Annotated in this window: 16 protein-coding genes; 10 read left to right on the top strand and 6 right to left on the bottom strand. The window is 31.3% G+C overall.

Translation table 11 applies throughout. From position 1 onward, the window contains the following. Positions 1-240: 240 nt before the first annotated feature. Positions 241-621, top strand: a complete 381-nt coding sequence (locus tag VFS71_RS11815) for a nucleoside triphosphate pyrophosphohydrolase family protein (protein ID WP_116795604.1) — start codon at positions 241-243, stop codon at positions 619-621. Between the two features lie 99 nt (positions 622-720). On the opposite strand, the gene VFS71_RS11810 is transcribed toward VFS71_RS11815, so the two are convergent. Next, the gene (locus VFS71_RS11810; protein WP_326401480.1) at positions 721-1,788 is read right to left on the bottom strand and encodes a branched-chain amino acid aminotransferase; all 1,068 of its coding nucleotides are present in this window, start codon (positions 1,786-1,788) and stop codon (positions 721-723) included. 309 nt (positions 1,789-2,097) lie between these two features. Between VFS71_RS11810 and mnmD the strand changes: the two genes are divergently transcribed. The 3 genes from mnmD to VFS71_RS11795 all read left to right on the top strand — a co-directional run bounded on the left by mnmD (position 2,098) and on the right by VFS71_RS11795 (position 3,514). Then, positions 2,098-2,757: a tRNA (5-methylaminomethyl-2-thiouridine)(34)-methyltransferase MnmD gene (mnmD, locus tag VFS71_RS11805; protein ID WP_326401479.1), complete on the top strand. Its 660-nt coding sequence runs from the start codon at positions 2,098-2,100 to the stop codon at positions 2,755-2,757. Positions 2,758-2,909: 152 nt separating this feature from the next. Continuing rightward, on the top strand, positions 2,910-3,107 hold the full coding sequence (locus VFS71_RS11800) for a hypothetical protein (RefSeq protein ID WP_111409149.1): 198 nt from the start codon (positions 2,910-2,912) through the stop codon (positions 3,105-3,107). Between the two features lie 215 nt (positions 3,108-3,322). Further along, positions 3,323-3,514, top strand: coding sequence for a hypothetical protein (locus VFS71_RS11795; RefSeq protein ID WP_326401478.1), 192 nt, complete (start codon positions 3,323-3,325; stop codon positions 3,512-3,514). 59 nt (positions 3,515-3,573) lie between these two features. Here VFS71_RS11795 and VFS71_RS11790 read toward each other — a convergent pair whose 3' ends face one another. Beyond that, positions 3,574-4,515, bottom strand: a complete 942-nt coding sequence (locus VFS71_RS11790; RefSeq protein WP_326401477.1) for a LysR substrate-binding domain-containing protein — start codon at positions 4,513-4,515, stop codon at positions 3,574-3,576. A 187-nt stretch (positions 4,516-4,702) separates the two neighbouring features. Here VFS71_RS11790 and VFS71_RS11785 point away from each other — a divergent pair, with 187 nt between their 5' ends. The 4 genes from VFS71_RS11785 to can all read left to right on the top strand — a co-directional run bounded on the left by VFS71_RS11785 (position 4,703) and on the right by can (position 8,309). Next, the gene (locus tag VFS71_RS11785) at positions 4,703-5,182 is read left to right on the top strand and encodes a Dps family protein (RefSeq protein WP_326401476.1); all 480 of its coding nucleotides are present in this window, start codon (positions 4,703-4,705) and stop codon (positions 5,180-5,182) included. A gap of 128 nt (positions 5,183-5,310) precedes the next feature. Continuing rightward, positions 5,311-5,607 carry a hypothetical protein gene (locus tag VFS71_RS11780; RefSeq protein WP_326401474.1) on the top strand — a complete coding sequence of 99 codons (297 nt, stop codon included), beginning with the start codon at positions 5,311-5,313 and terminating at the stop codon, positions 5,605-5,607. Positions 5,608-5,935: 328 nt separating this feature from the next. Next, positions 5,936-7,588, top strand: a complete 1,653-nt coding sequence (locus VFS71_RS11775; protein WP_326401472.1) for a SulP family inorganic anion transporter — start codon at positions 5,936-5,938, stop codon at positions 7,586-7,588. 85 nt (positions 7,589-7,673) lie between these two features. Then, complete coding sequence (gene can, locus VFS71_RS11770; protein ID WP_326401470.1) at positions 7,674-8,309, top strand: carbonate dehydratase; 636 nt, start codon at positions 7,674-7,676, stop codon at positions 8,307-8,309. Positions 8,310-8,359: 50 nt separating this feature from the next. Here the strand turns inward: can and VFS71_RS11765 are convergent, their stop codons facing one another. From VFS71_RS11765 to VFS71_RS11750, 4 genes are all read right to left on the bottom strand, one after another. Then, positions 8,360-9,562 carry an LETM1-related biofilm-associated protein gene (locus VFS71_RS11765; protein ID WP_326401469.1) on the bottom strand — a complete coding sequence of 401 codons (1,203 nt, stop codon included), beginning with the start codon at positions 9,560-9,562 and terminating at the stop codon, positions 8,360-8,362. Between the two features lie 212 nt (positions 9,563-9,774). Then, positions 9,775-10,344, bottom strand: a complete 570-nt coding sequence (locus VFS71_RS11760) for a YdeI/OmpD-associated family protein (RefSeq protein WP_326401468.1) — start codon at positions 10,342-10,344, stop codon at positions 9,775-9,777. A gap of 13 nt (positions 10,345-10,357) precedes the next feature. After that, positions 10,358-10,885: a superoxide dismutase family protein gene (locus tag VFS71_RS11755; protein WP_326401466.1), complete on the bottom strand. Its 528-nt coding sequence runs from the start codon at positions 10,883-10,885 to the stop codon at positions 10,358-10,360. 74 nt (positions 10,886-10,959) lie between these two features. Beyond that, positions 10,960-11,484 carry a hypothetical protein gene (locus tag VFS71_RS11750; RefSeq protein ID WP_326401465.1) on the bottom strand — a complete coding sequence of 175 codons (525 nt, stop codon included), beginning with the start codon at positions 11,482-11,484 and terminating at the stop codon, positions 10,960-10,962. Between the two features lie 127 nt (positions 11,485-11,611). Here VFS71_RS11750 and VFS71_RS11745 point away from each other — a divergent pair, with 127 nt between their 5' ends. Then, positions 11,612-12,043, top strand: a complete 432-nt coding sequence (locus VFS71_RS11745; protein WP_326401464.1) for an META domain-containing protein — start codon at positions 11,612-11,614, stop codon at positions 12,041-12,043. A 40-nt stretch (positions 12,044-12,083) separates the two neighbouring features. Beyond that, a partial coding sequence (locus tag VFS71_RS11740) for a DUF4251 domain-containing protein (RefSeq protein ID WP_326401463.1) occupies positions 12,084-12,443 on the top strand: 360 nt, incomplete at its 3' end.

Genomic DNA, 12,443 nt, shown 5'->3' with positions numbered 1-12,443 from the left:
TAGGAGTCCTATGAATATCAAAAAACCGATTAAGATTTTATAATTTCCTTTGTAAAAGACTTTGTGTAGGTTAGCATCTTTTCGATAAGCAAATACCATTGCTATGACAAAAGCGATAAAAAAACAGAGTGCAAATAGTAGTTGACCTTGGCTGAACATGTTTGAATAATTTTTGGCAAATTTAGCTAATAGTTTAGAAATAGTTGTTAATTTTCCATTTCAAATAAATAATTATAAAGGATGGAAAAACAAATCAACGCTGTTAAGGAATTTCATACAGCATTTAGAATAGGACATAGTGAAACGCCAATAGCCAGTTTAGGTGAAGCCAAAAATATACTTCGTTATAATTTGATGAAAGAAGAGAATGAAGAATATCTTGAAGCTGTACAGAATAATGATTTAGTAGAAATTGCTGATGCACTAGGGGATATGATGTATATTCTTTGCGGGACAATTATTGAGCATGGTTTGCAACATAAAATTGAAGCTGTTTTTGATGAAATTCAGCGTTCTAATATGAGTAAATTAGGTGAAGACGGAAATCCTATTTACCGTGAAGACGGGAAAGTAATGAAAGGACCTAATTATTTCAAACCTGATTTTTCGAAACTTATTTAGTTGTCTAAACTAAGAAATTATATCAGTAGTGATAAAATAAAAAAGCGATTTTCATCTAGAAAATCGCTTTTTTTATATCTGAAATCTTAATTCTGCAATCTATACTTTAACCGTCCAACCAAAAGTATCTTCCGATAATTTGTTTTGAAGGTTTGTTAGTTTTTCTTTCAATAACGAAGCGAATGAATTTTCAATTTTTGGTAATTCATAATAAACGTCTTTGTATGAGTAACCTGCAATTGGGTTAACAACTGCTGCAGTACCAGCACCAAAAATCTCTTTTAAAGTTCCATTTTTAGAAGCTTCTACAAGTTCAGAAACTAATACAGGACGAACCTCTACTGAGATTCCTTCTTTTTTGGCCATGTCGATAAGACTTTTTCTAGTAATACCATCTAGAATACGCTCACTTACTGGCGCAGTTAATAAAGTGTCATTTATTCTAAAAAACACGTTCATTGTACCTGCTTCCTCAAGTTTGGTATGAGTAGCATCATCAGTCCAAATTACTTGTTGGAATCCTTGTTTGTTAGCCAAAGTAGTTGGGTAGAATTGAGCAGCGTAGTTACCGGCAGCTTTAGCAGCACCAATACCTCCGTTCGCAGCTCTACTGTAATGCTCTGCAATTAATACTTTTACTTCTCCTGAATAATATGATTTTGCAGGTGATAGCAATATCATAAATTTATAATCTTCAGATGGATTTGCAACTACACCAGTTCCTGTAGCAATCATAAAAGGTCTGATGTACATAGTACTTCCATTTCCTTTTTTTACCCAAGCTTGGTCTAATTTTAATAATTGTTTCAATCCTTCCATAAAAATAAATTCTGGAACTTCTGGCATCGCCATTCTTACAGCTGATGTATTGAATCGTTTGTAGTTTTCATCCGGTCTAAAAAGCCATATGTCATTATTGTCATCTTTGTAAGCTTTCATACCTTCAAAAATGGCTTGTCCATAATGAAAGACTTTGGCAGAAGGATCAAGTAAGAAAGGTGCATAGGGCTTAATAACTGGTTGTTGCCATTCTCCATTTATGTAATCACATTCAAATAAATGATCTGTGAATACTGCTCCAAAGCTTAAATTATCAAAATCAACTTCATTTATTTTTGAAGTAGCTGCTTTTATTATTTCTATTTTGTTGGCTTGAGTGGTACTCATAATTGTTGCTTAATATGTTTAAAAAAATAGTTATTTAGTTAATAAAATGGCTGCAGTAAAAAAAGTTTTCTATTACCAGCAATATTGATTGCAAAATTAAATAAAAATCGGATAAATACTTGTCAAAATATCATTAATTATGGTGTTTAACTGTGATTTAATTATTGTATAATTTTATTTGAAAATTGAAGTGAAATTATATGGATTATATAAAAAATATGGTTTTTAGATAGTGATAAGAAATTCTTTTATTTAATTTTGAACACATTATAGTGATGGCAAATACTATATCACATCAAAAAATACATTTTGGAAAGAGAAATTATACGTACTCAGGATGGTTCTACAACAATTCATCTCAAAGAATGGAATGAATGTTACCATTCTAAACATGGTGCAATACAGGAAGCTAAGCATGTTTTTATAAAAAATGGATTGGCATTGTTTCCAAATCAAAGTATCTCAATTCTTGAAATTGGTTTTGGGACAGGTTTAAATACTTTTATAACCTATTTGGATGCTAAAGAACTAGGTCAAACTATTAATTATGTTGGGGTAGAAGCCTATCCGATTTCTGAGCATGAAATTCAATCTATGAATTATTTGGAGGAACTGGATGCTTTCGATTCAAAAACTATTTTTGAAAAAATACATTCAATAAATTGGGAAGAAAAAAACGATTTGTCAGAAACCTTTTCTTTGATAAAAAGGAAACAGTTTTTTGAGAATATTGACGATATAGAAAAATTTGATTTAATTTATTTTGATGCTTTCGGCTATCGCGTTCAGCCAGAATTATGGAGCACTTCAATATTTGAAAAAATGTACAAAGCACTAAAACCAAACTCAGTACTAGTAACTTATGCGGCTAGAGGTGTTGTCAAGAGAAGTATGATTGAAGTGGGTTTTACTGTTGAGAAATTAGCTGGGCCTCCAGGGAAAAGAGAAATGTTTAGGGCTAGAAAATAAATTTTTGTTTGCGCATAGATTTATAAAGCAATGTTACGAAAACGATATAATTTTTATATTTCTATGTTAAAAAAAAGAATTGTATGCGAAAAAAGTGTAAATTTACATCACGTTGAAATCAAGATCTAACCCCAAAAAAATCTTAATTTATTATGTCTAAAGTAATGTTTGATTACACAAAATCTGTGCTAGAAAGAGTGAGTTTTGATCCTGTACTTTTTTGTAAAGAATTAGAAAAAGCAATAAGAACACTTTTACCTTTCGAACTGGATCAATTAAGAGAGTGGTTGTTTAGCTTCACAATTGAAAAACCAGAATTGAAACAGTGTTTAATAATTGTTAATCCATAAATAAAAGGAACCAAGTAATTGGTTCCTTTTATGTTTTTTACAAGTTTGATAATTAGGGATAAAATCATGTATTGTAGTTATTTAGCTTCGAATTGTATATAAAACATGTAATTTGTCGATAGTATTTGTTTTTGATGGATTTATTTTTTTGTGAGATTAAATTATTTCAATACTTTTGTACCTGTTTACTAACGGAATATTTAAACCTTTTTGTTATGTCTAGAATGATTTACGATTACACAAAAATGGTACTCGAGAGAGTGAGCTTTGATCCAGTGCTTTTTGAAAAAGAGTTGAAAAAAGCCTTAAGGAGTTTATTGCCTTATGAAATTGAACATTTAAAAAATTGGTTGTTGTTCTTTACGAATGAAAAACCAGAATTGAAAAAATGTTTGATTCACATATAAGGTAATCATAGGAATAGAAAAGGAACCAAATTGGTTCCTTTTTTTTTTTTATATATGAATTATTTTTTAAGAAGCGGACTAACGATTTGGACATTTTGAAAGACAATTGCACCTTTTACAACTCCTGAAATGGTGCTTCTTAAAGCATCGATGATTTGAATTTTTAATTCACTTTTCGGATAAATTAAGCTCACTTCTCGGGCTGGTTTGGGTTCTTTGAAATGTCTAAGTTTTAATCTGTCAGATTCTTTTAAATCTAAGGTGTGTAAATAAGGGAGTAAAGTTGTTCCCAGTCCTTCATCTGCCAGTTTTATTAATGTCTCAAAACTCCCACTTTCAATTTGAAAAGATTTCAGTCCTGATTCATTTCTGTTTTTGCATAAATTCAAAATGCCATCCCTAAAACAATGTCCATCTTGTAACAACAGTATTTCATTAATATTAAGGTCATCTACCTCAATTTCCTCTTTTTGAAAAATGGCATTATTTTCTGGAATATAAGCTACAAAAGGTTCAAAGTATAGAACAATCTCTTTAATTTTTTCGTCTTCCAGTGGTGTTGCAGCAATTGCAGCATCAAGATTACCGTTTTTTAGTTTTGTAATTATTTCATCGGTATTCAATTCCTCAATGATCAACTTTACTTTTGGGTATTTCTTAATAAAATTGTTTAAGAACATTGGGAGTAAAGTGGGCATGATTGTAGGGATAATGCCGAGTCTAAATTCACCTCCAATAAAACCTTTTTGTTGTTCTACAATGTCTTGTATACGATCGGCTTCATTAACAATGTTTTTGGCTTGGTTAACAATTTTTTGACCAATATCAGTTAGTTGGATCGGTTTTTTGGTACGGTCAAAAATTTGTATACTTAGCTCGTCTTCTATTTTTTGAATTTGCATACTCAACGTTGGTTGAGTTACAAAACATTTTTCGGCGGCCAGAGTGAAATTTTTGTGTTCAGCTACAGCCAGAACATATTTAAGTTGTGTGATTGTCATCAGATAGTATCTTTTTATGCAAATATAAAAACAATCAATTTAATTTATAGTTGTTTTTTGAGTTTAATAGATAATTTTGATAAAAAATAAGAAAGATGTAGTGTATTGTTGTAATTTTAAGGCTACATCATATTAAATAAATAGTTCCAAACAAAAGTTGGAATACTAAATAAATAAAACAGAAAGCATGAAACTAAATACAATTGGATTACCAGTAGAAGAGTCAGAGGTTATAATAGTTGAACTGAATGTACTTTTGTCGAATTATCAAATTTATTATCAAAGTTTAAGAGGCTTACATTGGAATATTAGAGGAAGACGTTTCTTTGATTTGCATCTTAAATTTGAAGAATTATACAATGACTCCCAGTTAAAAATTGATTTAATCGCCGAAAGAGTTTTGACATTAGGTGGAAGGCCATTACATACTTTTGAAGATTACATTAAATTTAACCAATTACCCGTTGGAAAGAATATTTCAAATGATGTAGCAGGTATTGAATTAATAGTAAGTTCGCTCTCTCAGCTGTTAAAAATAGAAAGAGAAATTCTAAATAAAGCATCAGAAATAAATGATGAAGGTACCAATTCTATGATGAGTGATTTTATAGTAGAACAGGAAAAAACCATTTGGATGATGAACGCTTGGTTAGAAGAGAGTATATAAATCAAACTAATTTTAAAGAAAGCCTAATTAATATGTTGTATTTCTTAGGCTTTTTTTTCGTGTTAAAAATAAATTAATTTTATAGAACTCATTTTTTAATTCAATTTCTATCCTTTACTTTTGCCGACATGAAAGTTTTTGCAAGTATCGTATTATTGTTTTTCGTTTTATTTCTGGCAGGCCCAACAATTGTTGCTTGCTTGGAAAAAGACAAAGATGCTACGAGCCTATGTGAAGATTGTAATACTCCTTCTTCCTCTATTGAAGAAATAAAACATGATATAAAATATTATACGTTCAACCCTTTTTTAGAAATGTCATTTTTTGATTCGGAAAAGAGCTCTGGTCTTATAATTTTTGAAAATTTATCTAAGCACGATTTAATTTGTGCTTCCATATTTATCCCTCCTCCAAATAAAGTTTAATTTTTTACCAATTTTCATTATCGATTGATGGTTTTAGCAGTTAATGAGACAAATTTTTAATTTGTTGATTAATTGTTGTTGTAATCATGGAATTTGCTCTAATTTTAATTCAAAATACTGAGAGTGAATTATTTAATTTTTGTTAAGCAAAACCGATTTTGGTTTTTCGATCCTAATTAATTGGATTTTTTGCAAAAATAAATGCTGCTATAATGATTGTGGTATTCTTTTTTGGGATATCAATGTTTGAACATTGATTATCTACCTACCACTGCAATATTGTATTGTAGTAAAAAATGAATTTAAACTTTTATAATGAATTTATATTATGTCAAAAAACACTAATCTATTTACTCATTTTAAATCAGATTTTGCTTCTGGTTTAGTCGTCTTTTTAGTGGCATTACCACTTTGTTTAGGAATTGCAATGGCTTCTGGAGCTCCTTTGTTTTCAGGAATTATAGCAGGAATAATTGGAGGTATTGTTGTTGGGTATTTGAGTCAGTCTCAAATAAGTGTTTCAGGACCAGCAGCGGGTTTAACCGCCATTATATTAACTGCAATCACCGATTTGGGAGCTTTTGATGTCTTTTTAACAGCAGTTTTTATTGCTGGATTAATTCAATTGGCATTGGGTTTTCTAAAAGCAGGAAGCATTTCTAATTACTTTCCAACCAATGTAATTGAAGGAATGCTAGCTGGTATTGGTGTCATTATTATCATGAAGCAATTACCTCATGCTTTTGGATACGACGCAGATTTTGAAGGGGATGAAGCTTTCCTGCAAGGAAGTGATAATACTTTTTCGGCTTTATTCGGTGTTTTCAATCACCTACAATTGGGTGCAATATTGATTACATTAATTTCAGTCGCGATTTTAATTATGTGGGATAAAGTTCCTGCTTTAAAGAAATTAAAGTTGGTTCCTGGTGCATTGGTTGCTGTAGTTGTTGGAGTTTTATTAAATGAGTTTTTTACTGCTTCAGGAAGTTCTTTAGCTATCGGAAAAGAGCATTTAGTTTCGTTACCAATCCCAACAAGTGTAGAAGAATTTAAAGCAATTATTATAACGCCTAATTTTGCCGGAATAATGAATCCAAAAGTTTGGATTGTAGGTTTGACTATTGCCATTGTAGCTTCCATTGAAACGTTATTGTGTATTGAAGCTTCAGATAGAATGGATGTTCATAAGCGTTTTACCAATACTAATGTTGAATTAAAAGCGCAAGGAATAGGAAATATAGTGAGTTCACTTTTGGGAGGATTACCTATGACATCTGTTGTTGTTCGTTCTTCTGCAAATAATGCAGCTGGGGCTAAATCAAAATTATCAGCAATAATTCATGGAGTATTATTACTGGTATGTGTGCTTACAATTCCTTTTCTTTTGAATAAGATACCTTTGGCAACATTGGCCGCTGTATTGATTCTAGTTGGTTACAAATTAGCAAAACCAGCAACATTCAAGCATTTTTGGCATTATGGAAAATATCAGTTTTTGCCATTTATAGCTACTTTTTTAGGTGTTGTATTTACTGATTTATTAAAAGGAGTTGCTTTAGGAATTGCAATTAGTATTGTATTTATTTTACGAGGAAATCTTAAAAGAGCTTATAGTTTTAGAAAAGAGGAGTACGTTGATGGTGATGTTATTAATATCGATTTGGCTCAAGAAGTTTCTTTTTTGAATAAAGCGGCCATCAAATTGACATTGGCAAATATACCTGAAAACAGCAAAGTTGTTATCAATGCCCACGATACTGTTTATATAGCTCACGATATTTTGGATTTAATACATGAATTTAAAACAACGAGAGCAATTGATGATAATATTAAAGTAAAACTAAAAGGATTCAAAAAAGAATACGCCTTGGAGAATAGCGCAGAAACTCAGAACCATGTAAGCATAGAGCATCATTACGATTTCGTAAAAAGAGAAATGGTCAAAACGAAAGTTGTAAAAGAAGAGTTTCCAGAATAATTTGTGATTATAAAAGTATTAAATCTTTTATAATGTTACTTTGTATTATATTTAACTTAAAAAATAGAACTAAAAAAGAATTAAAATGAGCGATTTTTATAAAAAAATATTAGATAATAATAAGGAATGGGTTGAAAATCAATTAGCATTGGACCCTGAGTATTTTAATGATTTAGCAAAAGGGCAGAATCCTCCATTGCTTTGGATAGGTTGTTCGGATAGTCGAGTTCCTGCAAATGAAATTATTGGTGCAAAACCAGGTGAAGTTTTTGTACATAGAAACATTGCTAATATGGTTATTCATTCGGATATGAACATGTTAAGCGTTCTAGATTATGCAGTCAATGTACTTAAAGTAAAGCATGTTATTGTTTGCGGTCATTATGGATGCGGAGGAGTTAAAGCAGCTATGGGTAATGATTCTATTGGAATTATCGATAACTGGATCCGACATATAAAAGATGTGTATCGTTTGCATCATACGTACTTGGATTCGATTATTAATGAAAATGAGAGGTTCAATAAATTTGTAGAAATAAACGTAAAGGAACAAGTCTATGACTTGGCCAAAACGTCAATAGTACAAGCTGCTTGGAAGAGTGGTCAAGAGCTTTCCTTACATGGTTGGGTTTATGGATTAAATTCTGGATTTGTTACAGATTTGGGTGTAAACTTTAGTTCTGATATCAATTTAGAAGATGTATATCAGTTGAAACTGTAAGATTAATTAGCTTTAAAAAAAAACCGCTTTCGAGCGGTTTTTTTTTTTTTTTAATCGTCATTATCTAAATTTTCATTGAATGAAGAAGGCAATAGTGTGGGAATAAATTTAATCAAAATGGGAAGTAATAAACTGCCCCCAGGAAGTAAAAATATGGTCAATGAAGGCACAGTTTTACAAATATCCAATAATTGTTTTTTTACCTTTTTCTTCTCCTTTTCGTCCAAATCTCTATGTGTAGAATGCGCCAAAAGCAGCATCAATTCTTTACTTTCAAGTATCTCTTTTACTAATCTCGATTTATTGCGTGAAATCAAAGTAATGACACTTTTCGTGGTTTGATCGTAAAAATGTTTTACCGGATTTGAATAATTAAAATAGGGGATGTCTTTTTTGTGTTTGGCAATAAATCCATCAGTGCTGACAATGCTTTTTGCAACAAAATCATCTTCAATTAGTAAGGTTTCTGCTAGTGTGTGCAAAAAGTAAGCTTCATTATTTTCAATAACTCCATCACTCCATAATGCCATTCCCGCTATATCAATTAGATATTTTTTTTCCAATTCGGCATCGAAATAGTCTAACTCTAAATTCTCTAAAGTTATGTTTTCTTTCTTTGAAAACTTACTGTAGCGAATTGAGGCTTCAAATAATTTGATCAACAAATCATCGTATTGCGATTTATTGGTTTTTATTTTTAAAGCCAGAGTTACAATATTGACAACAGTTTCTTCAATTTTCTTAAGATATTTTTCAGGAATTTGACCATGAATCAAGTATTGGCGAAAAGCCAAAACATCAATAAATAGAAGAGCATTGGTAACTAAATGCGAAAAGTTTTTATTGATTATGCTTTCATTTGTTTGTACGCGTTGGTCAATTATGTTTTCCAACGTTAGAACTGTATTGTTTTTGGGCAGTATTTTTTTGAATAAACTAAAGCCTTCCGGATGCATTTGTTTGTAAAAAGCATTGGCTTGTTCAACAAATAGAGACGAATCTTTTTCTTTATTTGTTAATGAAAAAATACCATATAATGCATTTAGTAAGGCTATTTTGGAAATTTCTTCTTTGAACCAGCCCTTGGTTTTTATTTCAAAAGGAGTGTCAAATGAAATGATATGACCGTAGATAAAACCAGTATTCCTTAATTTTTGATAAAAACTATCTTCCGTTTCAGATACAGTGTGTTCTGATAACTTTAGCTTTGTAAAGAATTTATCTATCCAACCAGATGCTGAAGGGTTAATCATTGCTTAATTTTGATTATGCAAAGCTATGTTTTTTTATGAATCAATATGTACTTCTTAGATTTATAAAATAAGCTCTTTGGAAATTTTTGTGAAATTCTCTTTTTTCAATCGAAGAAAATTAAGATTAAGTAAATCAAAGTATTTTTAATACCCGATTTTAATGTCTAAAGGCTTAGAAATGCTTTTTACTGGAAAAAAAAAGAATGTTCTAATCAGTCTCTTGATTTTTTATTTTGCTGGCAAAGGTCAATTATGATGGCAATTCTATTGTTTCTGGTTTCAGTTCTTTTGGCTTGATTAAGCCAATATAGATAGTTTTTTCGGTAGGAAGGACTGAAGTTGTTATAGTTCTCAAAAGCTATCTGATTTTGTTCGAATGCTTTCTCTAAATCCTCAGGAATTATTAAATCTTCAACGGCGTCTAATGAAGTCCATGAACCATTTTGTTTGGCAATTTCAATTTTAGCCAAGCCACTTTCGTGCATAAGATTATCTGCAATGAGCTTTTCGATATAGTTTTTGTTGAGTTTACTCCAGACACTTTTACTTTTTCTAGGGGAAAAGATTTGCTTTCGACTGTGTTCATCCACATTTCTAACAGTTGAATCAATCCAACCATAGCAAATGGCTACTTGAACAGCTTCTTCCCAACGCATGCTCTCAAAAGGACTATTTACTTTATAGAAAATCAAATATACACCAGTTGACGAATGATGATTGTTATGCAACCATTCTCGCCAATCTGATGCGTTTTTGAAATAGAGATGTTCTTTTTCCTTCAAGAGAAATTTCTACTTATTTTATTATGGAGGAACAAGCTACTCTTGCTCCAGCATTTCCTGATGGTTGGGTTACAAAGTCATCGGCACCTTGATGAACTATAAGTCCTTTGCCCATGATGTCTTTTGTAGCATCGCCACAACCAATACACCATTCATCTGTTGTCAAAGTAATAGTTCCGTTTCCTTTTTGGTCAGCTGTAAAATTACCTATATCTCCTTTGTGATATTCTCCTTCTCCCCATTTTCCATGTTTTTTGAAGGTAGGATTCCAGTGTCCTCCTGCCGAACTTCCGTCAGCGGCAGAACAATCTGATTTTTCATGAATGTGAATAGCATGAATTCCAGGTTGTAATCCAGCAATTTTTGCAACAAAAGTTACTTTGCCATTTTTTTCAGTAAAAGTGGCTGTTCCCGTTACTTTACTATTGCTTTTTGATTCAAAAGCAAGGTTAAGGCTTTTAGCATCACTAGATTTGCTATTAGTCTTACAGCCAATAATTACGGCGATAATTACAGCGACAGAAAAGAATATTTTTTTCATGATTTTAAAAAATTATAATTGGATTATAAAATTACGTATAAAAAAGCGTATTAAAATTAATTGTTTCTTAAAATCTATTTTGACTTTTCTCCAACAAAATGGTTGGTTGGAGATTTAAACAATATATTGAAAGAAGTTAAGCTACCATAAATACGGGTTATGTATTGTTGTAATTCTATCTTTTCTATTTCTTCAATTTTGCTACTGTTTATTTTTTGTTCCATTACGCGCAAGCGATCACGAACCATTATGATTTTATGGAAAAAAGTGTCAATCGGAATTTCTTTGGAGGCTAATCCAGGCTGGCCCGGTTCCAGAATCATTTTTCCGCCTTTCCATTTATCTCCAATCGGTACAATTTCGGAAACATCCGACCATTTTTTCAAAAGGTCTCGTAAACTCTGCTCCACTTCTGAAAAACTTACGGTATCGACTTCGTCTACAGTAGCTTCGATAACTTTAAACTCATCGTTCAAAGGGATGGTTTCTAGTCCATTTTCTATAAACGTTACCCAATACTCTTTGGAAGAAACATTAGTTATTACTCCTTTTCCATATTCAGGGTGCTCAATTCGGGAACCTATTCCAAGTAGTGTCATGGTGTTTTTTCTTTTTTACGAAAATAATGATACCTTTTTTAAAATGCAAATTAGAATTCAAAACATCTTTTTCTTATTAATTTTTCTTATTTTTACATAGCATAATTTTAATTTTAAATAATTGACCATGAGTAGAATAGTTTTGTTTTTAGTGTTTGTTTGCATGAGTTTTGTTTCATGTAATACATCAAAATCAGCCGTGAAAACTACATCACTTGAAGGTACTTGGGAGTTAAAATATATTACAGGACCTAAAATTGCTTTTGATGGTTTGTTCCCCAATAAAAAACCGACAATCGCATTCGATTTGAAAGAAAATAAAATTGCAGGCAACAATAGCTGTAATCAGTATTTTGGAGCTTTGCTTATGGATGGAGCCAAAATTAATTTTAAAGATGCAAAAATTGGCATGACTATGATGGCTTGTGAAGGTAATGGGGATTCAGTATACATGGATACTCTAAATAAAATAGAGTCGTACACAATTACTGATGATGGGAAAACGTTAAACTTTTTGTTAGGTAATATTGTGATGATGCGATTTACCCATCAAGATTAATTTTAGAATTTATTCGTTTTATCATAAAAAAAAGAGACTTATGAAAACAGTAGTATTATCTTTTTTTCTTTCTTTTTCAATGCTAATTGGTTTTGCACAGGAAAAAACGAAACAGCAAATAAAAGAGGAAAAAAAACTGGCAAAACAAAAAGAAGTGGAAGCTCTTATTGATTCCAAAGAGTTTGAGTTTACAGGTGTAATGGCCTATCCTCAAGGGGGCAGAAGCATTGATTTGACTACAAACCCAAATTATTTGCGATTCAAAAATGATTCCATTCACAGTGAAATGCCTTATTTTGGAAGAGCCTATGCAGGAGTGGCTTATGGTGGAGGCAGTGGTGGTTTGGATTTTAAAGGTCCTATTGAAGATTATTCCGTAACAAAAGGCAAGAAGAATTAC

This window comes from Flavobacterium sp., assembly GCF_035760125.1.
In the GTDB taxonomy this organism is placed as follows: domain Bacteria; phylum Bacteroidota; class Bacteroidia; order Flavobacteriales; family Flavobacteriaceae; genus Flavobacterium.
Note: the sequence above shows the minus strand (reverse complement) of the source record. Positions and strands in the feature narration are given on the sequence as shown.

Bases quoted from the DNA above. Each gene is read 5' to 3' on its own strand.
- VFS71_RS11745 (WP_326401464.1), top strand. From the start codon at position 11,612: ATGAGTAGAATAGTTTTGTTTTTAGTGTTTGTTTGCATGAGTTTTGTT.
- VFS71_RS11765 (WP_326401469.1), bottom strand. From the start codon at position 9,562: ATGATTAACCCTTCAGCATCTGGTTGGATAGATAAATTCTTTACAAAG.
- VFS71_RS11795 (WP_326401478.1), top strand. From the start codon at position 3,323: ATGTCTAGAATGATTTACGATTACACAAAAATGGTACTCGAGAGAGTG.
- VFS71_RS11800 (WP_111409149.1), top strand. From the start codon at position 2,910: ATGTCTAAAGTAATGTTTGATTACACAAAATCTGTGCTAGAAAGAGTG.
- VFS71_RS11775 (WP_326401472.1), top strand. From the start codon at position 5,936: ATGTCAAAAAACACTAATCTATTTACTCATTTTAAATCAGATTTTGCT.
- VFS71_RS11810 (WP_326401480.1), bottom strand. From the start codon at position 1,788: ATGAGTACCACTCAAGCCAACAAAATAGAAATAATAAAAGCAGCTACT.
- VFS71_RS11790 (WP_326401477.1), bottom strand. From the start codon at position 4,515: ATGACAATCACACAACTTAAATATGTTCTGGCTGTAGCTGAACACAAA.
- can (WP_326401470.1), top strand. From the start codon at position 7,674: ATGAGCGATTTTTATAAAAAAATATTAGATAATAATAAGGAATGGGTT.
- VFS71_RS11755 (WP_326401466.1), bottom strand. From the start codon at position 10,885: ATGAAAAAAATATTCTTTTCTGTCGCTGTAATTATCGCCGTAATTATT.
- VFS71_RS11750 (WP_326401465.1), bottom strand. From the start codon at position 11,484: ATGACACTACTTGGAATAGGTTCCCGAATTGAGCACCCTGAATATGGA.
- VFS71_RS11785 (WP_326401476.1), top strand. From the start codon at position 4,703: ATGAAACTAAATACAATTGGATTACCAGTAGAAGAGTCAGAGGTTATA.
- VFS71_RS11780 (WP_326401474.1), top strand. From the start codon at position 5,311: ATGAAAGTTTTTGCAAGTATCGTATTATTGTTTTTCGTTTTATTTCTG.
- VFS71_RS11815 (WP_116795604.1), top strand. From the start codon at position 241: ATGGAAAAACAAATCAACGCTGTTAAGGAATTTCATACAGCATTTAGA.